This window comes from Nocardia sp. NPDC005825 (genome assembly GCF_040630175.1).
Taxonomy (GTDB): domain Bacteria; phylum Actinomycetota; class Actinomycetes; order Mycobacteriales; family Mycobacteriaceae; genus Nocardia.
Genome location: NZ_JBEXXC010000010.1, coordinates 243,954 through 268,425, shown reverse-complemented (window position 1 = coordinate 268,425; position 24,472 = coordinate 243,954). Strand labels below are relative to the sequence as shown.

Below are 24,472 nucleotides of genomic sequence, written 5' to 3'. Positions count from 1 at the left end.
CCACGGTCGATCCGACGCCCAGGTCAGCGGCGTACAGGCTTCGAGGTGAGGGTCAGCTCCCGGCCCGCAGCAAGAGTGTCCGCAAACCCCCCACCCCGCGCCACAGTCTCCTGGAATGGAGGCGCTTCCTCCCATTGATCGCCTCGACAACACCTCGGTCCGGGTCGCCGTGATGCCTCCCCCGGGAAGCGCTGCCAAAGAAACAGGGGGCGCTCAATCTCGTTTAGAACGAGCCTATTTCACATAGCTTCAGGCCCGTGAACACTCAGAACCGGGCGGTCCGGACCCCTTTCATGAACGTCAAGACGCTGCCCGTCACGGGGCTCAGCGCCATCGCCGTCGCAGCCGCTTCCGCAGCCGCGCTCATTACCGGAGCAGCCCCAGCATCAGCCGACATCGTCTCCGTCCAACTGTCCAGCCGCACCGCCGGCGGCGGGATCCAGGAGGCATACATTTCCGTGGGAGCGACGACCTCGACCCCGGTGACGATTGTGGTCAACGGCGTGACGCTGGGGGGCAGCCCATTCGCGCTGAAGCCGACCAACGGCGCCAACGGCGTCAATTACGTCGTCAACGTCCAACTCAACCTGGCGCCCGGCGACCAGCACATCGTCGCCTCGCAGAAGAATGCGGATGGCACGACCAGCCAGCAGTCCACCGACGTCAGGTCCAGCGGCACCACTGGAAGTTCCTCCTTCATCCCGAACCCGATCCAAACAATCCTGAACGGCTTTCAAACCGGCAGCACCGGCGGACACACCGTGACGTTCGGCGTGAACTAGGCCGGCGGTCCCGGCCTTCGGACAGCGAATATCACGGCCGAACAGCATATTTCGATGCGCCATCTGGACCGGCTGTCCTCCGACGCAGAGTCCAGTTCGGCTATCGAGTACTCGTTGCGGTGCCCGATGCACTTCAGCGGCCGCCACCGGGGGCGCAGATGAACGGCCCAGCTCGAAGCAGGTCGCAGACCACCAATTCGACTACGTTCCAGTACATGTCGCTCGAGCCCCGGCTCACCGAGAACCCCACATCACCGCCGAGGGCGCGTTCGAACGATCCGGTTTCGGCCACTACAGGCGAGATGCGTCCTTCGGCAGCGACGGGTCCTTCGGCAGCGGGCTGCAGGTCCAGCGGCGCGGCGCCAGCGGTTCGATTCAGTCAAGCTGTCGGGCCCGGGGCTTGGAAAGCTTCCGATCCCGTTCGACCGCGCCACGTTCTGACACCGCGCCCGCTCTCACCCCGCCGATGACACTCAATTGCTCGGCGGGAACTGCCCCTTCGCCACCACCTTGCCACCCGAGAGGGTGAAGGTCACCACGCTGGGGCCGCCGGTCGGGCAGCACAGGGCGTCATCGGATTTCGCCCACTTGTACTGCACCGAGACAGTATTCGCGGTCTTTCCGATGACCTCGGTGTAGCCGTAGGGCTTGGACGTCGCGGTACCCAGGTAGGTGCCGTTGGTGAAGAACAGCACATGGGTGTACGGGTGAATATTGCCCGATTCCACCGTCATCCATGTCAGTACGCCATCGCAGCCCGCCGAGATCGGGTCTTCGCTCGCATACGGATTGCCCCATGTGCCGTTCCCGGCCGGGGCGAGACTCATGATCGCCGAATTGGCGAGCCCGGAATTGGGGTCGAAGCACATTCCGTGGCCGCTGCCGTTGGGTGCCGAATTGGTGGTCACCGGAACGATCGTGGACTGCGGTGTGTCGGTCGCGGCACCGGTGGCAGGTGCGGACTGCGGCGAATTGGCCTCGCCCGCGGCTGGATTGCCACCCTGGCTGCCCGGGGCCTCGACGGGCGGCGGAGCCGGCTGGTTGCCTTGCGCCGCTACGGTCGTCGCCTGGGATGCGGCCACTGTCGTGGTCACTGTCGCCGCCGGGGTCGACGAGTTGCCGGAGCATCCGCTCGCGGCCGCCACCAGGGTGGTGGCGAACACGGCGAACAGCACAGATCTGGCCTTCATATTTCTCCTCGCATCGACACGTCATCCCCGACTTCCATCCGAATGGAAGGACAAACTGGTCATCGGACCAGATCGGGGCTGCGTTATCGGAGCGCTTGCCGGCGGGATGCCCCAAAAATTCGGGGCGCGAGAGCAATTCGACCAGCCCCTCGAACGCACCGTGGCGACGGCTCCCCGGCGAGCGGATGTCCGCACAAGGGGTGGGACCGGGCGAATTCGGGGTTGATTCCGGGCTTTACCGGATAGGCGTGGGTGGGCCTGTTCTCTAGCGTCGTATCGGTCATATCCGAACGATCTTGGTCGTGTGGCCGTGGAGAAACACATGCGTGAAAAGGCAATCCGGCGTTCCGCGGTGGCGGTACCCGCAACTTTGCTCGCCGTGACACTGCTGGCCACGGTCGGCTGCGGCGGTCACACGGCGGAACCGAACACCATCGCCGAGCCGTCGGCGCAGGTCTCCGAGGCGCTCGGCGATCTCGTCCGTTCCGGTCTGCCCGGCGCGCAGGCGGTCATCAGTGGGCCGTATGGTCAGCGCATCGTCACCGCGGGTAGCGGCGACCTCGGCACCGGCGCACCCTACGCCGACGGTGCACATTTCCGAATCGGCAGTGTCACGAAGACTTTCGTCGCCACCGTGGTGATGCAACTCGCCGAGGCGGGCGTGGTCACCCTCGACACCCCGATCGAACGGTACCTGCCCGGCGTCGTGCAAGGTGGCGGCAATGACGGCAACCGGATCACGGTGCGCCAACTGCTTCAGCACACCAGTGGCCTTGCGGACTTCGCCCCCGAGGACGTCGCCCACAAACTGCCTCAGCAACTCGATCAGACCTCCGACGGCATGGCCTACCGCGACTTGGCCCCCGCCGACCTGATACGGATTGCGATGACCATGCCACCGCAGTTCGAGCCCGGAGCGCAATTTCAGTACACCAATACCAACTACGTGCTGCTGGGCATGATGATCGAACGCCTGACCGGTCAACGGCTCGCAGCCGAGATCGACGCGCGCATCCTGAAACCGCTGGCCCTGCACGACACCTATTTCCCCGTGGCAGGCGAGACCGGCCTGCGCGATCCACACCCACTCGGCTATCACAAGGTCGATGGCAGGTGGATCGACACCACCACGATGGAAGCCGCATGGGCAGGCGCCGCCGGCGCGATAGTCTCCACCGGCGCCGACCTGAACCGGTTCATCACCGCACTGACAACCGGAAAACTACTTCCCACAAGACAACTCGCGCAAATGGAAACCACCATTCCCATGGCACCCGGCGCCGAGATGAACTACGGCCTGGGCCTGATCCGATTCCAAGTGCCTTGCGGTCAACAGCACAAGGAAGTCTGGGGCCACTCCGGCGGCATTCCCGGCTTCAGCACCCTGACCATCGCCACGCCCGAGGGAACCGCCGCAACCATCAGCGTCAACACGGAACAGACCAACGACCAGTTCTCCACCACACTGACCACCATCATCTGCTCACTCGCATGATCCGATCAACACCCAGGCACCGCCCCTTTTGCGGGCCGAGATGATCTCGGTCCGTGAACTTTCCCCACCCCGCCGTGACCGTTTCTCACCGCGCTCGATGCGGCAGAATATTGCGTTGGGGAGGTCGTCGCGAGAGCCTCGGTTTACCTGTCAGTTCTCCGCGGCCGTGTTGTGGAATGCGGGTAGGGCGGGGATGAGGGTTGCGGCGTAGTCGCGAATCCGTTGCGGCGGGAAGGTTTCGGGTTCGGCGAGGACGAGGCGCCCGGCTTCCCAGAACAGCGCGTACATGGTGCGGGCGGTGAGTTCGACGTCGATGGTAGCGATGCGGTCGGGTGGGGCGGCAGCGCGCACGAATGCCGCCAGGGCGGCAATGAAGGCTTGACGGCCGCGTTCGAGGCGACCCCGGAAGGTGGGAGTGCTGGCGTCGGCAATCAGGAAGACCGCACGCCACCGGTCGGGTGCGGATTGCACAGCGGTGAGGAAGGTTTCGAGGCTGTCGGTCATGGCGTGCGCCGGATCTCCGGTTGTCGCCAGGGGCACCACCGCCGCCATCTGGGCCAGTGCGGCGGTTTCCTCGCGATCCAGTGAGGCTCGCAGTAGCGCGTTGGAGTCCTCGAAGAGGCCGTAGATGACGGGGCGGCTGATGCCGGCCTCGCGGGCCACGGTGTCGATGGACACCTTGTGTATGCCGTGCTCGACGATGACGCGCAGCACGGCGTCGAGGATTTGCTCGCGCCGCTCCTCGGGTGCCATACGCGGTGCGTAGGGCCGTCTTTTCTGTTCGGCCACGGTCGTTCATCCTCCCAGGATTCCGGCTGCGCTTGACAGCGGCGAGCATCCGCGCAAATACTACACTCACTGTATCTACACTCACTGTAGTAATTCTGTGGAGGTCGCAATGGCGCGTCGGTACTGCATCATCGGGGCGGGATACACCGGGTTGGCGGTGGCGAAGGCGTACACGGATCTGGGGTTGGACTACGACCATCTCGAGGCGACCGACGCTATCGGCGGAAACTGGTCGCACGGGGTGTACGACTCGACGTACCTGATCAGTTCCAAGGGCGTCACCGAGTACCCGGACTACCCGATGCCCGCCGACTACCCCGACTTCCCGAGTGCGGCGCAGATGCGTGACTATCTGCGGGCCTTCGCCTCGGAGTTCGGGCTCGACAGTCGCATCGAACTCGGCACGCTGACGACGGACGTCGCCCCGCTGGATGCTTCCGGTCTGAGGGGGTGGCGGGTCGAGCTCGCAGACGGGCAGGTGCGCGAGTACGCCGGCGTCGTGGTCGCCAACGGGCACTACTGGGATGTCAACATTCCCGCCTATCCGGGTGAGTTCACCGGCAAGCAGATTCATTCCAAGAACTACAAGCGACCCGCCGACCTCGACGGCCCGCGCGTGCTCGTGGTGGGCGCGGGCAACTCCGGCTGCGACCTCGCCGTGGAAGCCGCGGTGACGTTCGGGAACGCGGATATCTCATTGCGCCGCAGCTACTGGTTCATCCCCAAGTACGTGTTCGGCATCCCGAGCGGGCGATTCGATGTGGGCTCGGTGCCGGTACCGAAGCCGGTGCAAGAAGCAGTGTTCCGGTCGATCGTGGCACTCGGGATGGGGAGCTTCGGCAGTTTCGGGCTGGAGAAGCCCCAGCATCGCATCTTCGACCAGGATCTGGTGGTCAATCAGCAGCTGCCGTACTTCCTCAAGCACGGCCGCATCGCCGTCCGCACGGAGATCGCCCGATTCGACGGTCGCACAGTGCATTTCACCGACGGCACCAGCGGCGACTACGACACCATCGTCTGGGCGACCGGGTTCCGCACCACCTTCCCGTTCCTGCGGGACGGGCTACTCGAGTGGGAGCACGGCCAGCCGCGGCTGATCGCGCACACCTTCGCGCCGGGGTTGGCGAACCTGTATTTCGCCGGGCTGGTCGCGCCACGGTCGGGTGCGGGCATGCTGCTGATGAACAGCGCGCGATTGCTGGCCGAAGTAGCACTGCTGCAACCGCATCTGCGTACACCGGCCGGCGACCTCTACCGCTATATCGCCAAGCCGACAGCCGAGATCCTGGCCGGCGGGCCGGAACTGCGCTGGGAGGCGCTGCGCGGGCGCTGGATCGTACGCACCGCGACTCGACTGACCGCGTTGCGCGCTCTTCTGCCTGCCGTGTTCCCTGCCGATATCGACTCGAACGATGGCCTGCCGCAGTCGGATACCAACTCCACGCGGACGCCGTCGAGCGATGCGACTGGACTGCCCGGGCGGGTATTGCGCCCGATCCTCGCCCTGGCCCGACAGAGCGCCTGACCCCGAATTCCTTCCGTAATACCAAGGAGGCCCGTCCATGCCACCCAAGAACCGCACCTCCCGCATCGTCGCCATCGGCAGCCCCCTGGCCCTGCCGTGCGGGGTGACGCTGCCCAATCGGATCGCCAAGGCCGCCATGAGCGAACAGCTCGGTCAGCTCGACGGCGCGCCCAGCCAGACCCTGACCCGCCTGTACAGCGCTTGGGGGCGCGGCGGTGCGGGTCTGCTGATCACCGGCAACGTCATGATCGACCGCCGAGCGTATGTCGAGCCCCGCAATGTGACCCTCGAAGACGACCGGCACCTGGAAGCCGTCGGCAACTGGGCGCGCGCGGGCGCGCGAGAGGGCGCGGTAATGGTCATGCAGATCAACCATCCCGGACGTGTCGCGGTGGGTCCGCTGCACCGCCGCCCGGTCGGCCCGTCGGCGCTGCGGCCGCAGGCCCTCGGCTTCAACCTGCGCAAGCCCCGCGAGCTATCGGTCGACGACATCGCCGAGGTGCGCCGGCGATTCGCGCGTACCGCGGAACTAGCTGTGACAGCGGGCTTTTCCGGGGTCCAGGTGCACGCTGCGCACGGCTATCTGCTCTCGCAATTCCTGTCTCCGATCGCCAACCGGCGCGTCGATCACTACGGCGGCAGCCCGGAGAACCGGCGGCGACTGCTGCTCGAGGTCGTCACCGACGTCCGCGCGGCCATCGGTCCGGACGCGGTGCTGTCGGTGAAGCTGAACTCGGCCGACTTCCAACGCGGGGGGCTGGAGGAAGCCGAATCACTCGATGTCGCAGGGGCTTTGGAACAGGCCGGGATCGATCTGCTGGAGATCTCCGGCGGCAACTACGAGGCCCCCGCGATGACCGGTGTCGTGCAGGACAGCACCCGCGAACGCGAAGCGTATTTCCTGCGTTACGCGCAAGCGCTGCGCGCCCGCTCGACGGTCCCGCTCATGCTCACCGGCGGCATCCGCACCCTCGACTTCATGAACGACATGCTGGCACAGGGCGCAGTCGATGTGATCGGGCTGGGTCGTCCGTTCGCCGTCCGGCCCGACATCGCGGCCGATCTGCTGACCGGCAGCGTCGAACCGCAGGTGCTGCCCGCCGCGCCCCGGGTGCCGATCCCAGGCGCGACGCCGATCAACTCCTACCTCCAACTCGCGTGGCACGCAGCCAATTTCCGCAGCATCGCGGCGGGCGAGAAACAGGTGAGCGGACCGGGAGCCACCCGAACCCTGCTCGCGGCGGGCACCACCGTCACCGCCCGTGCCCTCACTCAATTCTGATCGTCCAGGAGTCTTCATGAGTCTGCCCACCCCAACCCCGACTACGCGGGCGGTCGTCACCGGAGCGTCCTCGGGTATCGGCGTCGCGCTCGCCGAGGAGCTCGCCCGGCGCGGCTATTCGCTGATCCTGGTCGCGCGCCGCGAAGACCGGCTCGAGGAGCTGGCCGACCGGCTCGAAGCCGCCTACGGCATCGAGGTCGAGATCCGCGCCGTAGACCTGTCCGACCGCAGCGCGCGCGGCACACTGTGCGCGGAGCTCGCCGCCCGCCACATCGGCGTGCTGTGCAACAACGCCGGATTCGCCACCTACGGCGAACTGGCGCAGGCGAATCCGACCCGCGAACGTCAGCAGGTGGAACTGAATACCGTTGCCGTGCACGACCTCACCCTCGCTGTACTGCCGGGCATGCTGGAGCACGGGGCGGGCGCGATCCTGGTCACCGGGTCCACGGCGGGCAATCAGCCCGGCCCCGGCAACGCCACCTACGCAGCCACCAAAGCCTTCGCCAACACCCTCGCCGAATCACTGCACAGCGAGCTCGCGGGCACCGGTGTCACCTGCACACTGCTCGCACCGGGACCCGTGCGCACCGAATATGCCGAAGTCGCCGAGGTCCCGAACCTGGATCGCCTGGTTCCCGGACCTTTGTGGGTGAGCGCTGAGCAAGCTGCGGCCGAAGCGATCTCGGGTCTGAACGCGGGCCGCCGCCGCGTGGTGCCCGGCGCCTTCGCCAAGGTGCAGACCATCAGCGGCCAGTACACCCCGCGCGCGGTGATCGGGCCCGTCCTGCGCGCCGTCTACCGAAAGGTCAAGTGACCATGAACTGGGAACCCGCCGTCCGCACCCTCGGCCGCTCCCTGCGAGCCGATCTCGACCGTCTGCTGACCATCGCGAATCCGCGGGGCAGCTTGTACCGCGACGCCCACTACTATTCCGCGACAGTCGAAATCGCCGACCCCGACGCCATGCGGCAGTGGCTACCGGCCGGCCTGCGGCTGGCCGAACCGGCCCGCGCCGACGTGTTCACCGCCTGGTTCCCCGACTACAACTTCGGCGACACCGGCTACCACGAAGCCGCGATCTTCGTGCACGTCAAAACCCTGCAGGGCACCGGAATCCACTGCCCCTGGATGATCCTCGACGACGACGTCGCACTGATCCTGGGCCGCGAAGGAGCCGGCTACCCGAAGAAGCTCGGCGAGATCACCTGGTCGAAAACCGATACCGAGATCCGCGCCGAGGCCGGCCGCCGCGGCCACAAACTGCTCACCATGAGCGGACGGCTCGGCGAGATCATCCAGGACGCACCCCCGTTCCTGGGCCGCCCACACCGCAACGTCATGGGGCTGATAGGTGTGGCCTTCCCGTCCTGGCTGGTCGGATTCACCCCAGCCGAGAAGAACATCGAAGTCCGTCGCGTCGAGGACTTCACCCTCGAGATCAGCGGATCCGAACGCGATCCGCTGGATCAGATGGGTCTCGGGCGCGTCGTCGAGGCCCGACTGCACCGGGTCGACCTGTTCAGCACCAACCTGCCACCGATTCCGCTGCGGCCGCTGAGCCCGCTGTTCGCCGCTACTCATCTGCGTCCCCGGATCCTGTGACCGCCCTGTCTGTTTGCCCGAGGAGGCTCCTGTGAGCATCGCTGATCGCATCATCACCGAGCCGGTCGCCATTCCGCGACCAGCCGTCACCGCGCCGTTCCCCCGTATCGACACCTTCGACACGGCGCTGGCCGCACCCGGCGGCTACGGGGCCCGGCTGCGCGCATGCCGCACCGCCGCACTGGATTTCAAACGCGAGTTCGCCGCCACCGGCACACCGGATTCGGTCCGGACCCATGACCTGATCTCGCTGCCCTACCCGACCCGCTACGGGCTGTTCCGGGCCGCGATCAGCCCGACACCGTTCGTCACCATCACCAATCGCATGCTCATCGTGCGCTGGACCGACAGCGACGGCACCAAACGCACGCTGTTGTTCGAGCCCAGCGACCACGAACTCGACTCCTACACCCCATATTTCGAGGACACCAAGAAGTACGCCCCGGGGCCACTGCGACAGCTCTTCGTCCACGAGCACACCGATGTCCTGGCCGCCTGCCGCACCGCCGGCATCGACCCGGCCGACGTCGACTACCTCGCCTTCGACCACCTGCATACCCAGGACGTGCGCCGCTGGCTCGGCACCACCCGCCCACAACCCGACATCAGCCCGAAACAGCCTGTGACATCCGCATTTCCGAATGCCAAGCTACTCGCCCAGCGCGACGAGCTCGAGGCGATGGCGGATCTGCATCCATTCCAGCGGCCGTGGTATCAGCCCGCCACGTTCGTCGACGTGCCGCCGGAGAAGATCCTGCCGCTCGACGGCAGTGTGCTTCTCGGCCCCGGTGTCGCACTGATCTCCACGCCGGGCCATGCCATGGGCAATCAGTCGCTGGTGCTCAACACCGACACCGGCATCTGGGCGATCAGCGAGAACGCCATCGCCACCGAATGCCTCACCCCCGAGCACTCGAAGATTCCCGGTCTGGCCGGGGCCACCCGATCCTGGGGGCACGAGGTGGTACTCAATGCCAACACCATCGAAACCACCTATGAGCAGTACAACTCGCTGATCATCGAGAAGACTATCGCCGATGTCTCCCAGAAGGATTCACACTTCCTGCAATTCTTCCCCTCCAGCGAGCTGACCGGCGCACTGCTCAACCCAGGCACCACTCCCACCTTCACCCACCGGACCATCCGACATGACTGAGACCTGCGGCGACCCCATGACCGCGACGACCCCACCGGCACCCGGTCCGGGACTCTTCGCCCAGATCCTGGACCCCGCTCAACGCGCCGACCCGTATCCGCTCTACGACCGCATCCGTCAACACGGCCCACTGCGCTTGGGCAGCACGCCCGTCGTGGTGCTGTCCTCCTACCGTGACTGCGCCACGGTGCTGCGCCACCGCGCCGCGAGCGTCGAACGCCATCACGCGTCGATCCCCTTGGGGCCCACGCCCACCCACGATATCGCCGGAATCCTGGCGGGCGAGCTGCGCGGCACGCCCTCGATGCTGTTCCGCGACGCACCCGATCACACCCGGTTGCGGCGGCTGGTGGCCAAAGCCTTCACCCCCGCCACGGTGCGAGATCTGGAACCACGCATCACCGCCATCGCCGACTCCGCCCTCGACCGCGCTGCCGAACGCGGCGAATTCGACCTCGTCGCCGATCTCGCCTACCCGCTGCCCATCACCGTCATCTGCGAACTCCTCGGCGTCCCGCTGGCCGACGAACCCCAGCTACGGGAATGGTCGACCCTGCTCGCCCGCAGCCTCGACCCGGTCTCGACGACCGCCACCGACCGACCCAGCCCGACCGCGCTGATCCACGCCGACAACGCGCTCTACGACTACTTCGAAGACCTCGTGCGGCACCGCCGCACCCGGCCGGGTGACGATCTGCTGTCCGAGCTGATCGCCGCCGAGGAATCCGGCGACGCCCTCACCCACGACGAACTCATCACCACATGCGCCCTGCTGCTCATCGCCGGACACGAAACCACCGTCAACCTCATCACCAACACCGCACTCGCACTACTGCGCAACGGACACCACCACCACCTGGCCATCCTGCGCGCGGCCCCGGCCTTCGCCGACGCGATCATCGAGGAAACCTTGCGCTACGACCCACCGGTCCAACTGGTCCCGCGCATCGCCCGCGAACCCATTTCACTCCCCGAGATCGATATCGCGGCAGGAGATCTCGTCGTCCTGCTCCTCGCTGCCGCCAACCGCGACCCCGCCACCTTCGACGACCCCGCCCGTTTCGACCCCGCCCGCGGCGACCGCCACCTCGCCTTCGGACTCGGCCAGCACTTCTGCCTCGGCGCACCCCTCGCCCGCCGCGAAGCCGCCATCGCACTGACCCGCTTCGCCCGCCGAGTCCGCAACCCACGCCTCGCCATCGGACAACCGCCCTACCGTGACCATGTCACCCTCCGGGGCCCAGCCGCCCTGCGACTCACGTACAGCACAATCGCTCCCGCCCAGACCCACTGAACCGAACTGACATCCGGCACGGGCCGACAAAGGCGCTACCCGATTGCGCGCAACTCGGCAAGTGAGTGCGTTGCCGTAACGCGTCGCCTTGCCGACGAGAATTGGTCAGGCCACGATGATCGCTATGGCAGGCGACGACGACATTCCGACGGTCAACATCCGGCTGTGGCGCGCAGACGCAATCGTCTTGTTCGACTGGCTGACGTCCACGGACTTGAACACGGTGCCGATCACGCATCCGGCGCAGAAACAAGCGCTCGCGGACCTGTGCTCCCGGTTCAAGTGGGCCTGCGACTACAACGTCATGGAGTGCAGCGAGGAGGAAATCGCGGCCGCCCAGGCGGATGTAGCCAAGGACATGGGCTGGTAACGAGCGAGACCACTAGCGTCACTGCTTGTCAACCGTTGCGGATCTGTGTGCGCCGCAGTGGCTCTCACCTTCGATAGGTCCCTTTGCGGGCCGAGATGATCTCGGTACGTGAACCTTCCGCGCCCCGCCGCGACCCTTCTCACCGCGCTCAATGCGGCATGAGGGTGTGTCGGGCAGTCTGGTCGCGGGCAACGATCCGCGCCTACTTGAAGAAACGGCGGGCGTCGCCCTTCGGCAGTGCCGAGATGAGTTTCCTCCGCATGGCCGTGGCCGTGCCTGGGTGGGCGCGTTCCTCATCGATGTCGTACACATGCAGGACTATTTCGGCCGCCGGCGCGATGCCCGCGACGCAACCGCTCAGGGCCTGTTCGAATTTGGGCTCCCAGAGCCAAACGCGACTCATGATCGTCGGCTCGCACGACAAACCCAACACAAGCCAATCACCTTCGCCGACCTCGAAACGGTAGACCCAAACGTTCCCGGCACCCGTCTCCTTCACGACCTCTGTGACCGAGGTTTCCACTGCCGCTGCCTGCGCACTTGTCTTCTACATGACTGTTCTACCGTACCCAAAAAGACCGTATGGTCCTAATGCTACTGAAGGCTCGGATCTAAAGCTTCATAGCTGGTAGATAGTAGTGGTGGCATATCCAGCACCGACCATTAGGATGCGATCGGGCTCATGAGTCCTGGCTTGGAGTTGCTGCTTGGGTAAAGGAACCAAATGGATGGTATGTCGGCTGGTGAGCGTGACGCCGCACCCGCGTCGCTAGTGGATGTCCTTGATCTTCTCGATAGATATCGCCTTAGAGCTCATCGAATGGCGCGCGCGCAGCAGCTCGCGGCGAACCGGGCGGGCTCGTTGCATAATGCAATTGGAATTCCTCTTGTTGTTCTATCTGCGGTAGTTGGCGCGAGCATCCTGTCGACGCGAGGGCAGGATGCGGGTGATCGTGTTGTTCTCGTTGCGGGCCTCGTTTCAATGCTGGCGACGGTATTGGCGGCCCTCCAGACATTTTTGGGTTCGGCCGACAAGCAAAAGCAGCACGGTATTGCTGCGGCTGCATTCAATTCAACAAAACGCGAATTTGACGTGTTATCCCTCCATATTCGCTTAGTGGTGCCTGATCCAGATGAGGCGCTACAGCAGCTCCGGATTCTAATTGAGAAGTTCTCTTCCCTGCTGGAAGATTGCCCCTCTGTGACAGACCGGTTCTATGACCGAGCGAAGCGCGAACAAAAGCACGACGACGAGGGGGTTTAGAAGTGAATTATCAGGAATCGATGCTTTGGCGAGCTACCCTTGCGCATCGATCGGACGATGCGGAGGAGGCATCTCGGTCGAAACTGCGTGCTGCTTACGAGCAGTTCCGAGGGCATGTCGAGCCGTTGGCATCCGATATACCACTCTCGGTGCCGGGATATACAGATCATAGTATTCAGCATTGCGATAGTTTATGGGATATGGCGTCGATGCTGACCGGTGCTGAATTTCCGATAAACCCGGCTGAAGCCTTCGTGCTGGGGGGCGCCTTTCTAATCCATGATTTGGGTATGGGAATCCAAGCCTACGATGACGGTCTAAAAGGTATCGCCGGCTTGGTTGAGTGGCTCGATCTCCTTGCGCGGCTCTATCCTGACGACTACGCGGAGTTGCAGGATGGATTTCGTCGGGACATCGAGAAGAATCCGAATTGGGACGGTTTGACAGACTCTCGGGTTAAGTCTGCTCTGACGTCGTTCCTGAGGTGGAATCACGCCGAGCGGGCCGATACAATTCTTGCGCAAGAGTGGTCCCTGTCGAATGGCCAGAAATTCTACCTAATTGCTGACACGGATCTGAGATTCAGATATTCGGAGTTGATCGGAAAAATTGCTCGTAGTCACTGGTTGGACGTCAATTCCCTTCCAGACATATTTAGAAATACTCTAGGGGCGCCGGCTGGGTATCCTGTCGGGTGGACAATTGATCCGCTGAAATTGGCGTGCTTGATGAGGCTAGCTGACGCCGCTCATATAGATTCCAGGCGTGCCGATCCGCTACACACGCCTCATCGAAATCCTCAGGGGGCTTCTCGGGATCATTGGAAATTTCAAGAAAGAATGCTTCACCCGCACATCGAGGGTCGGCGCTTAGTCTATACCAGCGCCTCTGCGCTAGGATCGGAAGACTCTGATGCTTGGTGGCTCGCATATGAGACCGCAAAGGCGATCGACGGTGAACTAAGGAGCGTCGATGCGCTCTGTGGTGATTTAGGAAAGCCGAGATTTTCGGTATATTCAGTGGCGGGGGTTGATTCACCCGAGCGATTCTCGAGATTCGTTTCAACTGCAGGTTGGAGGCCTGTCGATGCCAGTCCGCATATCTCTGATCCCAGCCGCATTATCTCAACGCTCGGTGGATTCGAGCTCTATGGCCATGACGATGGTCCGCTAGTTGTTCCTGTCCGGGAGATACTGGCCAATGCACTTGACGCAACCAGAGCGCGCCGACATGGACTCGGGCAATCAAGGATGCAGCCGATCGAAGTCGTGTTCGGCTCAACTGATCAATGGGACTATGTTTCAGTGCGAGACTATGGCGTCGGCATGACCGAGACTGAAATCGTCAATTACCTTTGCAATTTTGGGACCTCTGGGTGGCGCGGACAAGAAATTGCGCACCTCATGCCGGGAGTGCTGGCGCATGGATTTTCTCCCACTGGAAGATTTGGAATCGGATTCTTCTCAGTTTTCATGATCGCCGACGATGTTATAGTCACAACGCGGTCGATCCGAGGATCATGGGATGACACGGTTGTGCTTGAATTTAAGGGTGGCCCTCTGAGCAGGCCGGTGCTTCGTGAAGCCCGTACCAATGAGCGTTTGATAGACCCTGGTACGAAGGTTGAGATACGCCTGAAGCTACGCTTCGGTGATGGGTCCGATCTGGTTCGGATATCCGGCATGGAGACATCGACTTCAGAGATTGGGGTCCGTTTTATTCGTAAACTGGCACTAATGGCAGATGAGGACATATGGGTGACCAATTTGGGTGGATCCGAGATGCTGCCCGCCGTTGTGCGCAATGAGTGGCGTTCAATGTCTGGAGTGCAGCTGTTTGATGCCTTGAATCCTGGACTGGAGTTCTTGGAGGAACCTGAAGTATTTGAGCGAGCTGGCTCATTGTTCGGTTCGGGTCTGTACCCGCTGCTAAATTCGAAGGGTGACTGTGTTGGGCGTATAGGGTTCGGTCATACCCCCCTGGGGCTGCAAAGCAGTTTGAACTGGGAAGTTGGTGCTGAATATGCCGGCGGCCTACTTGCTAATGACGCTGGCCTGTATCTCTGGGGAATTATTGATGGTTCTCCCGCTCGGGCTAGTAGGGATCGTGTACGTCTTGAATTGACGTTGGATGATATGCAAACTTGGTTTCGTGGTTGTAAGTCCAAGGTTGATATAAGTGGAGTATCGGATTATCATCGCGGCATTATTCAATCGATCGGCGTCTATTTCGGTATTAGATCGGAAGATCTGCCATTGGCGTATGGAAATGAAGGTCACCTGTGTCCGTCGGAGCTTGCAGAGTATTGCGCTAGTCGAGACGAGGTAATCATCCTCGATCATATGCTAGAGAATATATTCCTCGGAGAGGAGGAGTATACGTGTGTAAGGTATGGTGGGCGATTCTTCATTCCTTCTGATGGGCAGATTGTCGTATCTGACAATCATATGAGTGACAACCTTTATACTCTTCCAAGTAGGCCGTGGGATTTAGGTGCTACCCTGGATGTGAATGACTCTCCGGAATTACGTTGGTGGTTGTGGGAGCGTAATAGCCTTCTAGGTGAAGTGGTGCGGGTGGTGGCCGAGTCGTGGGAAATGTCGCTCCGGGATGTCTTGGTTAAATCTGAGCGTTGTCAGATGGATGGCTCAGTAGATAATCGGGTGCTGGCCGCAGTGGTTGGCGGCGGCTTTGCACCGATTGGGGCGTTGAGGTTGCGGCGGGTCTAGAGAACTGGTTCGGTTGAGCCTACGACTTGCCTTGGGCGATAGATGTTCTCGGCTGTGGTGACGACGCGCTGAACCATGCATCGCCGACTGCGTCATCCCACGGTCCGGTGGCCTGTTCCACCGACTTGCGGCATGCCGTACTCGTTCGAATGCTTTTCATCCCAGCTGATTTCGATCCGCACGAGCTGATGCCCCTGCCCCCTGGTCTGTGTGCCAGGGGGCAGGCTTGAGCGGTGCGGCTCGAGTCGGAAGTTGCGAGCCTGCCCGGTTTGTTATGTGTCGGTGTTTCGGTCGAGTAGTTGGTCAGGGGTCAGGGTGGCGACGTCTGGTGTGTCGTTTTGGGTGAGCAGGGTGATGGTGACGCCTTGCTGCGTGAGTTCTTGAGCTTGTTGGAGGAGTTGTTGTGCGCGGCGGCGTTTGCTGATCCGGTCGGCGATATCGAGTACGGCCAAGGCGGTCGAGGGGATCGAGAGCACCAGTGTGGTGATGGCGTACGGATCGATGGTCTTGCGGCCGTCCTCGCCCTTGGATCCATCTACGCCGGTTTCCGGCATCTCGGTCAGTTCTTGGTCCCATTCGCGCAGTAGATCAGCGAGCTTGCCTTTGGCGTGGGTGAGGTTGTCTGTGCTGCCCGCGATTTGGATCTTCATTGGTTCTCGCTTCCACCTGCTTGATCGAGTAATTGTTGTGCTGCGGTGATGAGCTCGTCTGCGCCGATCTTGCGGGCGGCCGACAGGCTTTCGGTGAGTACCTCCCGCGCGAGATCATGCTGATCGTCGGCCAGGAGTAGTGCGCCGAGAGTTATGCCGACGACGGCGATTCCGTCGGCTCTCTGGATCTGTCGGAGTATCTGAAACGCCTCGACAATATTCGGCAGAGCGGACTTGCGATCCTGTCGTGCCAGGTCGGTCTGGGCGAGATCCCATCGGGCGGCGGCTATGCCATCGAGATCACCCAACTTTGTGTTCTCGTCGAGCCGCTGATTCTGGAGGTGGGCGGCCTCGTCATAGTCCCCGCGCCGCTGAGCGAAATCAGCCAGCCTCCCCCAGACGACCGCGACGGAACGAACATCACCGAGACGTTCGAAGACCGGCAAGACGATCTCGCGATGGATCCGTTCGGCCTCTGCGTACTCACCCCGCCGTTCGGCCAGATCCGCCAATCTCCTCCAGGTGAGCGCCTCCGAGCGTATGTCGCCGAGACGCTCGTAGACCGGCAGGGCGTCCTCGCGATGGATCCGTTCGGCTTCGTCGTATTCGCCCCGCTGTTCGGCCAGATCTGCCAGTCTCACCCATGTGACCGCGGCCTCCCGTACATCACCGAGACGTTCGAAGACCGGCAAGACGATCTCGCGGTGGATCCGTTCGGCCTCTGCGTACTCACCCCGCCGTTCGGCCAGATCCGCCAATTTCCCCCAGGTGAGCGCCTCCGAGCGTATGTCGCCGAGACGCTCGTAGACCGGCAGGGCGTCCTCGCGATGGATCCGTTCGGCTTCGTCGTATTCGCCCCGCTGTTCGGCCAGATCTGCCAAGTTGCCCCAGGTGAGCGCCTCCGAGCGAACGTCGCCGAGACGCTCGTAGACCGGCAATTCGATCTCGCGACGGATCCGTTCGGCCTCTTCGTACTCACCACGCCGTTCGGCCAGATCAGCCAGCTGCCCCCAGGCGAGCGCCTCCGAGCGAACGTCACCGAGACGCTCGTAGACCGGCAAGACGACCTCGCGATGGATCTGTTCGGCCTCTGCGTACTCACCCCGCCGTTCGGCCAGATCCGCTAACTTCCCCCAGGTGACCGCCTCCGAGCGAACGTCACCGAGACGCTCGTAGACCGGCAAGACGACCTGACGACGGATCTGTTCGGCCTCTTCGTACTCACCACGCCGTTCGGCCAGGTCAGCTAACTTGCCCCAGGTGACCGCCTCCGAGCGAACGTCGCCGAGACGCTCGAACACTGGCAAGACGACCTGACGACGGATCTGTTCGGCCTCTTCGTACTCACCACGCAGTTCGGCCAGATCAGCTAACTGCCCCCAGGTGAGCGCCTCCGAGCGAACGTCGCCGAGACGCTCGTAGACCGGCAATTCGATCTCGCGACGGATCCGTTCGGCCTCTTCGTACTCACCACGCCGTTCGGCCAGGTCAGCCAAGTTGCCCCAGGTGACCGCCTCCGAGCGAACGTCGCCGAGACGCTCGAACACTGGCAACACGTCCTCGCGATGGATCCGTTCGGCCTCTTCGTACTCACCACGCCGTTCGGCCAGGTCAGCCAAGTTGCCCCAGGTGGCCGCCTCCGAGCGAACGTCGCCGAGACGCTCGAACACTGGCAAGACGACCTGACGGCGGATCCGTTCGGCCTCTTCGTACTCACCACGCAGTTCGGCCAGATCAGCCAACTGCCCCCAGATAACCGCGGCCTCCCGCACATCACCGAGACGCTCAAGAACAGGCAACACGTCCTCGCGGCGGATCCGTTCGGCCTCTTCGTACTCACCACGCAGTTCGGCCAGATCAGCCAACTGCCCCCAGGCGACCGCCACCGAGCGAACATCGCCGAGACGCTCGAACACTGGCAAGACGACCTGACGACGGATCCGTTCGGCCTCCCCGTACTCACCCCGCCCCTCGGCCAGATCCGCTAACTGCCCCCAGGTGGCCGCCTCCGAGCGAACGTCGCCGAGACGCTCGAACACTGGCAAGACGACCTGACGACGGATCCGTTCGGCCTCTGCGTACTCACCACGCTGCTCGGCCACCTCGGCCAGGTGCCCGGTGACTACCGTGGCTTCTCCTTCTGCGCCTGCGGCGGTGAACAACCGATGTGCTTGCTCCAGCAGCTGTTCGGCCTGATCACGCTCACCAGTGAGAAGGTGGCGGTCAGCGCGAGTTGCCATGACACGGGCGGGCTCGAGGTTGTCGCCGACGTCGGCGGCGGTGTGTAGTGCGCGGTCCAGCAGTGCTTCGCCGGTGTCCGCAGCGCCGCTGGTCAAGGCGGCCTCCGCGGTGAGTCGGAGCAGTGGCAGCGGTGCGGGCTGGTGGTGGCGGTCCAGCAGAGCGATTGCGTCCTTCCCCAGCGTTGCCGCGTCCTCGGCCGGACCGGCACGTAACTGTGCCATGGCGGGCGTTGCACAGGCGGCGACCACGGTTGGCCGATCACCTGCCAAGGCCAGCCGTGTCAGTTGCAGGTCCAGCTCGGTCTCCCGCGGCAGCGGTGGTTTTTCACCGCCCCAAGCGCTGAACAATCCGTCGATTGTGGCTGTGGCGAGCGTGGTGTGTTCGTGGGCGGTCAGTGGTTGAAGTCGTCCCCGGATCAGTGGATTCACTGCCATGGCAGGACGGTTTGGGTCATAGCGGTCACGGTGCGGTTCGAGCAAGCCCAAACCGCGCAGCCGTGTCGGGGATCCACCGAGCTGGCCGGCGAGGTTGTCGAGAACCGGTGCGGGGACGGGCAGGTCGAACAGCGTGGCGGCGCGCAGTAAGGCCACGCTGGCGGTTCCGGCCTCGCCCAGCAGGGCGTCGAGGGCGAGGTTTTCCAGGAAGCTTCGTACCTCGGCGTCTGCCGGCAGATCACCTTGGTGCAGATACGCTTCCATCTCTATGACGGTAGTTTCGGCGCGTGCATTGGGGACGTGTTCGTTGTAGACCACGCGCTGACCGATGAGATCCTGCAAGCCGGGATTTCCACGGCTGACGGTAATCGCGCGTTCGGCCAGTTCGGCGCGTTCCTTACGGCATTGTTCCGAGGCCAGTCCTTGCTGGCGACGCTGGAGTTTGTGCTGGGCGACTAGCGACATCGATCGCAGCTGCACCGGTTCCAGTCGGGATTCCAGCCCGTCGAGAGTGAAGGTGAAGCGGCTGGTGATCAGCAGGCGACTGTCGGTCTCAGAAGGCTCGAATGCCCGCAGCACAGCAGCCAACGTTGGTGCATATGCTGCAGCCATACGATGTGGGCCGGCTGGGTTGTCTTCCAGGATCTGCTCGAGGTCGTCGATGATCAACAACAACGGCTGCTGCCCGGCTCCGCTCTGCGCACACGGACCCGACAGCAAATCGACCAGCACCGCCTCGATCGCCTCTGGCTGTTGTCGTATCCGCGGCAATTCCCGTTCGATCAGCTCCCGGGCATCGCGGTTGGCGCGGACCGCCACTCCCACGGCATCCACAATCGACACTGCATCATACCGACCGAACACCACCGCGACCGCATAGCCGGGGAACCGGTCCGCGATCCGCGCTGCCAAACTCGACTTCCCCAACCTGCCTTGCCCATGCAGCAACACACCCGCTCGCCGACCTTCCCGCAACGCCCGCAGCGCCGCCTGCAACTCGAGCCGGCGGCCCACGAACATCTGCGGCGACGCCACTGGCACCTGCTGCTTGCGATCCAGGAAGATCTTCGTACCGCGGGTGGCCGTCACCAGTGACCGTTTACGACGTCCTCTTACCAGCTGACCACCACCGGCAGGGGCCAACCAGACACGGGCCAGATGCCAATCGGCGCCCACCACGACATCATTCGCGCGCAGCAATGTCCGACGGGCATCCCCCACCGCCACCGCAAGATCCACACCGTTGGCCAGGTTGCGATACAGCGCTTCGGCGAACAGCGTCGCCGACCGATCTTGTACCGAGCCATCCCATCCGATCACCGCACCCACCCCCGCCGTGACCAATGCCGTCGCCAGGGAGTGCACGACCAACTCGCCGTTGCCCTCGCCATCAGGACCGGCTTTGCGCCCGGTGCCCGACCCGATCGGGACGGGAGCGTCCGCGCTGGTCGCGGTCAAACACGCCGACACGAACACCAACCGCGGCATCGCCGGCAGCAACCGCACCAACTCGGCCGCTGTCGTCGGTCGCGGCCCACCAAACTCGTTCTCCAACAACAATACCGGCACACCAAGACTCGAACCCTCGGCACGCCAATTGTTGAGCCCATGACACGACACATGCACGGCCGTCATCTCCCCGGACTCCGCCAAACGGGTCCCCAACTGAACGGGATCGCCGGTGTCTTCCACCGTCAGATCCACCCGGCCGTCGCCGACGGCCTCCAGGATCGCTGCTTCCTCGGCTTCGTAATCCAGTTCGTGCTGGCCGGCCGGCGCTGAGGCCATGAACGCCAACCCCAACCGAAAATCATCCAACGCACGAGCAGACTCCACGGGTCCGAGCCGACGGACCACACTGAAACGGACCAACTCATCCGCCGCCAGAAAGCCCGTGCGCGACCGTGCCAGCAACTCCCACGGCGCGCGCAACAACGCCCACACCGACTCCGACGGTGACCGCGGACTCTGGATCTCGAACACCAACGGCGACGGCGCCCGCTCCAGCAGCACGCTTAGTTGACGTTGACCCCCGTCGAGCCAATCGAACAACTCCCGCCCCAAAGCGGCCAGTTCGCCCTGGTCGGAGCGTGAATGCACCATCCGTCCATATCGGACGGTTGCTTGCCTGAGGAACTCGACATCGCCTGGCTCTAGGACGCGGCGAGACCCGATTCGCGCATCCTCTACCACGACATCGAAGCCACCGTCATCGACAGCCAGGCCGATCACTGCTACCCCCATCTGCCGCCCCACACAGACGACTCGGAATACGCCATTGCCGACAACGATAGAACTCCCAGCACACCCACGGAACACGATCCAGCAACCAGCACCATCGGACCCAAACCATCTGGTATGTAGGAAATTTCGAGACCAAACCATTCCGAACACGCCCAGCCCCGTCGCAACGCTAGTAGTGCGATCGTGGCGTTCAGGTGACAGTTTGGATGCGAGCCGATCCTGCCTTCTGATGACCGGGGTTGTCCGGGTGGTATTCATTAGCTCGCTGCATGCAAGTCGCGCATGGTGTCCTTATCGGGGTTGGAGGAAGCGCCCGGGCGAGGGGACTTCTTCGCGGCAGTCGTCATCCTGCATGCACCCGGGCGTAGGAACGGGTTGCCAGTAGGCGTTTTGAGCCGTTGTCGCTTGCTATGTGCGGTCTGCGTGCTGACGCTCCGCGCCTAACCCATTGCCGTCGTGGTTCTGCGAATTTGATGTAACTGACTGCTGACGCTTAGAACTGTACAAAGTGAGCCTGTGACCTGTCGGTGAGGTCAGTGATGACGAACTGGATCGCGATGCTCTGTGACACAACCGGGAGGCTAGTGGAGGCCCTGACAGGGGGCGAGTGAAGCCCCAGAACACGTCCAGCGCGATGCCCTGAAATCGGCGTTACAGGACGTTGGCCAGCTCGAATCTCGTGTAAACGGACTGGCCTGCCTCCGATCTCGGGCAGGCACTTCGCCCCGGGAAGTCGGGGCACTCCTGCCGACTGGAATCGGGCCGCGCGGGAAGTCGACACCGCTAGTATTCACGGCGCCCGACCGGCTCCGGCACCATCCGGGGTCTGGCGGGTGCGCTACGAACAAACGGGGAGGACAAATGACACCGAGCCACGTTGTGACTCGAATCGGCTGGGCTGCAGGTGGATTGGCGGTCGTGAGCGCGGCTGTTCTCGGGACGGGGGGCTCCGCCATGGCGGACTCGCCGAGCCTGACGATCCAAGGCAGTCCGATGCCAGTGCAGGTGGGCAGCACCTACCAGGTGGTGGACGATCTGACGGTCACTTCGGACGAAACGAGTACCGGCTCATCAACTCCGTTCGGCGGCCCTTCGATCTACCTCTACGACAACGGCCGATGTGTCCACTATGACCTCGTCGGGATGAACGGAACCGGCAGAAAGGTGATGGACTGGACACCGACGACTGCCGGCACGCATACATTGCAGGTCAGGATGGGCTCGTTCGCGAAAACCATGACGGTCACGGTCGAACCTGCCCCGCCCGGCACCCCGATCCCGGCGCAGACCAGCTGCGGGGCCAACAGCCCCACCGGCAGTTTCGGCGTCTGAATTGACCAGGCGCCCCTGAAATTCGGGGCAACCCACATTAGTGAACTGCCCATGTTTCACTTGTTGGGGTCGGTAGGGTTCCCGAGACCCCGGACCACGGGAACCCTCAGCAGGAGAACGATGACCACGCATCAGCGCCGCGCCCGCCAAATCGGCTGGGGCATCACCGCAGTAGCCGCAGCCGCCATCACGACCGGCGTGCCCACCGCATCCGCCGATATGGTCAATTTCCACATCGCCGCAGATCAAGGTGTTCAAACCTATTACGTCGGAACCAATTACGGTATCGCGGTCACGATCGTCAATTCCACTGGGACAAGTTACGTGACCTTCTCCGACAACGGGCAGTGCATCGGCGGCAGTCGCGGGTACGGCAATGCGGAGGTCGGGACGGCGCCGGTGGCGGTGGTGAATTGGGTTCCGTCGACGGCCGGCCGCCACGTCATCACGGCCAATGACGGCAAGACAACGCAGACCCTCACGCTGGACATCCAGCCGGCGCCCGCCGGATCCACACCGGCCACACCGGTACTCCCCTTGGGCTGTAGCCAGTTGGATCGGCTGCTGAACGCTGGTAGTTCCTAGCCCACCCGATTCGCGCTCAGCGTTGTCCATCACACGTCGCATGGTGTCGCGGTTCATCCAAGTCGCGCCAGGTTCCGGCCGCCCGTACCCGCGCTGGCCGGTTCGATCAGCGCGGTATGCGGCAATATCGGATCTTCTGCAGGGCAGTCGATCTCGCCCTGCCGATTGCTCGGCCAACGGCCTGTGCGGGCGTGTGGACTGCTGGCTTCGTCATCATTCCGACGAACCGGCGGAGCTTGCCGAGAAATTGACCGAAGACATACGGCTGGGTGTTTGAGAGTATGTCGTGGGCGGTCTTGCGGGTCGACACATTCGCCGGGGGGGCGCCGAAGCGGCAGTGCCGCCGCGGAACTAGATTCGTGTACCGCTACGGGGAAGCAGTCAGGTTGATATGAGCGAAGAGCCGACCAGCATCGAACTCGACGACGCTGTCCTGACCGGACCGCCCAAGACCCTGGTCGGCGGCCTGGTCAAAGCCGTGCGGCCACGCCAGTGGGTGAAGAACGTCCTGGTGCTGGCCGCACCGCTGGCCGCCGGAACGATTCCGGGTACCGACACCTTCGTCCTGTCCGACCTCACCCGCGACCTGCATATCGGTGTCGCTTTCGTGGTGTTCTGTTTGGCGGCCTCGGGCATTTATCTGGTCAACGACTCGCTAGACGTGGAGGCAGACCGAGCGCATCCGACCAAACGCTTCCGGCCGATCGCCGCCGGTGTCGTGCCGGTGAATCTGGCGTACACACTGTCGGCGGCGCTACTGGGCGCCTCGATCCTGATCTCGTTCGTGGCCTCGTGGCAGCTGGCCGCGGTGATGGCGATTTACATCGGTATCCAACTCGCCTACTGCTTCGGACTCAAGCATCAGGCGGTTCTCGACATATGTATCGTGTCGTCGGGCTTCGTATTGCGCACGGTCGCTGGTGGTGCGGCGGCGAACATTCATCTGTCGCAATGGTTCCTGTTGATCGCAGCCTCCGGCTCGCTTTTCATGGCTGCGGGCAAGCGCTACGCCGAGTTGAGGATCGCGCTCGACACCGGTGCGAAGATTCGCAAGTCGCTGCAGTACTACACGCCTACCTATCTGCGTTTCGTCTGGACCTTGTCCGGTACTGCGGCCGTGGTCTTTTACGGGCTGTGGGCGTTCGAGGCCGATCACAAGGACAACCCGTGGTTCGCAATCTCGATGATTCCCTTCACGATCAGCGTCCTGCGTTACTCGGTCGACATCGATGGCGGCGAGGCCGGTGAACCCGAAGAGATCGTGTTGGGCGACCGCACTCTGCAGCTATTAGCCGTGGCGTGTCTCGCAGCAGCCGGTGTGGCTGTCTATCTCACCTGAGCAGACACACGCGCCACCAACCCCACCATGGTCGAACCCTCAGCTCTGGCTCCACCCCGACGACCTGAAATCGGCAATAGCGAACGTTCTGCACCGCAACAGGTTCCGACCGCCCGCACCCACGCTGGCCGGTTCGATCAGCGCGGTATGCGGCATTACAGCGCGT

19 protein-coding genes are annotated in these 24,472 nt (G+C 63.4%); 14 read left to right on the top strand and 5 right to left on the bottom strand.

Going from position 1 to position 24,472, the window contains the following annotated elements; all coding sequences use genetic code 11:
* Window positions 1–293 precede the first annotated feature (293 nt).
* Window positions 294–782 carry a hypothetical protein gene (locus ABZ382_RS26400; RefSeq protein ID WP_357093939.1) on the top strand — a complete coding sequence of 163 codons (489 nt, stop codon included), beginning with the start codon at window positions 294–296 and terminating at the stop codon, window positions 780–782.
* A gap of 473 nt (window positions 783–1,255) precedes the next feature.
* Here ABZ382_RS26400 and ABZ382_RS26395 read toward each other — a convergent pair whose 3' ends face one another.
* Window positions 1,256–1,972 carry an LppP/LprE family lipoprotein gene (locus ABZ382_RS26395; RefSeq protein WP_357093936.1) on the bottom strand — a complete coding sequence of 239 codons (717 nt, stop codon included), beginning with the start codon at window positions 1,970–1,972 and terminating at the stop codon, window positions 1,256–1,258.
* 322 nt (window positions 1,973–2,294) lie between these two features.
* Here ABZ382_RS26395 and ABZ382_RS26390 point away from each other — a divergent pair, with 322 nt between their 5' ends.
* Window positions 2,295–3,467 carry a serine hydrolase domain-containing protein gene (locus ABZ382_RS26390; protein WP_357093934.1) on the top strand — a complete coding sequence of 391 codons (1,173 nt, stop codon included), beginning with the start codon at window positions 2,295–2,297 and terminating at the stop codon, window positions 3,465–3,467.
* 150 nt (window positions 3,468–3,617) lie between these two features.
* On the opposite strand, the gene ABZ382_RS26385 is transcribed toward ABZ382_RS26390, so the two are convergent.
* Window positions 3,618–4,220: a TetR/AcrR family transcriptional regulator gene (locus ABZ382_RS26385; protein WP_357093931.1), complete on the bottom strand. Its 603-nt coding sequence runs from the start codon at window positions 4,218–4,220 to the stop codon at window positions 3,618–3,620.
* A 145-nt stretch (window positions 4,221–4,365) separates the two neighbouring features.
* Here ABZ382_RS26385 and ABZ382_RS26380 point away from each other — a divergent pair, with 145 nt between their 5' ends.
* The 7 genes from ABZ382_RS26380 (at window position 4,366) to ABZ382_RS26350 (ending at window position 11,488) form a co-directional block, all read left to right on the top strand.
* On the top strand, window positions 4,366–5,781 hold the full coding sequence (locus ABZ382_RS26380) for an NAD(P)-binding domain-containing protein (RefSeq protein ID WP_357093928.1): 1,416 nt from the start codon (window positions 4,366–4,368) through the stop codon (window positions 5,779–5,781).
* A gap of 37 nt (window positions 5,782–5,818) precedes the next feature.
* On the top strand, window positions 5,819–7,063 hold the full coding sequence (locus ABZ382_RS26375) for an NADH:flavin oxidoreductase/NADH oxidase family protein (protein ID WP_357093925.1): 1,245 nt from the start codon (window positions 5,819–5,821) through the stop codon (window positions 7,061–7,063).
* Window positions 7,064–7,079: 16 nt separating this feature from the next.
* Window positions 7,080–7,880 carry an SDR family oxidoreductase gene (locus ABZ382_RS26370; RefSeq protein ID WP_357093923.1) on the top strand — a complete coding sequence of 267 codons (801 nt, stop codon included), beginning with the start codon at window positions 7,080–7,082 and terminating at the stop codon, window positions 7,878–7,880.
* Between the two features lie 2 nt (window positions 7,881–7,882).
* Window positions 7,883–8,668, top strand: a complete 786-nt coding sequence (locus ABZ382_RS26365; RefSeq protein WP_357093921.1) for an acetoacetate decarboxylase family protein — start codon at window positions 7,883–7,885, stop codon at window positions 8,666–8,668.
* 31 nt (window positions 8,669–8,699) lie between these two features.
* Window positions 8,700–9,824, top strand: a complete 1,125-nt coding sequence (locus ABZ382_RS26360; RefSeq protein ID WP_357093918.1) for a hypothetical protein — start codon at window positions 8,700–8,702, stop codon at window positions 9,822–9,824.
* Window positions 9,817–11,118, top strand: a complete 1,302-nt coding sequence (locus ABZ382_RS26355; protein ID WP_357093915.1) for a cytochrome P450 — start codon at window positions 9,817–9,819, stop codon at window positions 11,116–11,118. Before ABZ382_RS26360 ends, ABZ382_RS26355 begins: the two co-directional genes overlap by 8 nt.
* 124 nt (window positions 11,119–11,242) lie before the next feature.
* Window positions 11,243–11,488, top strand: a complete 246-nt coding sequence (locus ABZ382_RS26350) for a hypothetical protein (protein ID WP_357093912.1) — start codon at window positions 11,243–11,245, stop codon at window positions 11,486–11,488.
* A gap of 202 nt (window positions 11,489–11,690) precedes the next feature.
* On the opposite strand, the gene ABZ382_RS26345 is transcribed toward ABZ382_RS26350, so the two are convergent.
* A complete protein-coding gene (locus ABZ382_RS26345; RefSeq protein WP_357093909.1) occupies window positions 11,691–12,011 on the bottom strand; it encodes a hypothetical protein in 321 nt (106 codons plus the stop codon).
* A gap of 201 nt (window positions 12,012–12,212) precedes the next feature.
* Here ABZ382_RS26345 and ABZ382_RS26340 point away from each other — a divergent pair, with 201 nt between their 5' ends.
* Together ABZ382_RS26340 and ABZ382_RS26335 are read left to right on the top strand one after the other, a co-directional pair.
* Window positions 12,213–12,752 carry an SLATT domain-containing protein gene (locus ABZ382_RS26340; protein WP_357093906.1) on the top strand — a complete coding sequence of 180 codons (540 nt, stop codon included), beginning with the start codon at window positions 12,213–12,215 and terminating at the stop codon, window positions 12,750–12,752.
* Between the two features lie 200 nt (window positions 12,753–12,952).
* The gene (locus tag ABZ382_RS26335; RefSeq protein WP_357093903.1) at window positions 12,953–15,481 is read left to right on the top strand and encodes an ATP-binding protein; all 2,529 of its coding nucleotides are present in this window, start codon (window positions 12,953–12,955) and stop codon (window positions 15,479–15,481) included.
* 272 nt (window positions 15,482–15,753) lie between these two features.
* Here ABZ382_RS26335 and ABZ382_RS26330 read toward each other — a convergent pair whose 3' ends face one another.
* Complete coding sequence (locus ABZ382_RS26330; protein WP_357093900.1) at window positions 15,754–16,131, bottom strand: hypothetical protein; 378 nt, start codon at window positions 16,129–16,131, stop codon at window positions 15,754–15,756.
* Window positions 16,128–21,038, bottom strand: a complete 4,911-nt coding sequence (locus ABZ382_RS26325) for a tetratricopeptide repeat protein (RefSeq protein WP_357093897.1) — start codon at window positions 21,036–21,038, stop codon at window positions 16,128–16,130. The genes ABZ382_RS26330 and ABZ382_RS26325 overlap by 4 nt, the downstream gene beginning before the upstream one ends.
* 966 nt (window positions 21,039–22,004) lie before the next feature.
* On the opposite strand from ABZ382_RS26325, the gene ABZ382_RS26320 reads away from it, so the two are divergent.
* The 3 genes from ABZ382_RS26320 to ABZ382_RS26310 all read left to right on the top strand — a co-directional run bounded on the left by ABZ382_RS26320 (window position 22,005) and on the right by ABZ382_RS26310 (window position 24,306).
* Window positions 22,005–22,382 carry a hypothetical protein gene (locus ABZ382_RS26320; RefSeq protein ID WP_357093894.1) on the top strand — a complete coding sequence of 126 codons (378 nt, stop codon included), beginning with the start codon at window positions 22,005–22,007 and terminating at the stop codon, window positions 22,380–22,382.
* Between the two features lie 120 nt (window positions 22,383–22,502).
* On the top strand, window positions 22,503–22,967 hold the full coding sequence (locus tag ABZ382_RS26315) for a hypothetical protein (RefSeq protein WP_357093891.1): 465 nt from the start codon (window positions 22,503–22,505) through the stop codon (window positions 22,965–22,967).
* 391 nt (window positions 22,968–23,358) lie between these two features.
* Window positions 23,359–24,306: a decaprenyl-phosphate phosphoribosyltransferase gene (locus ABZ382_RS26310; protein WP_357093888.1), complete on the top strand. Its 948-nt coding sequence runs from the start codon at window positions 23,359–23,361 to the stop codon at window positions 24,304–24,306.
* Window positions 24,307–24,472 lie beyond the last annotated feature (166 nt).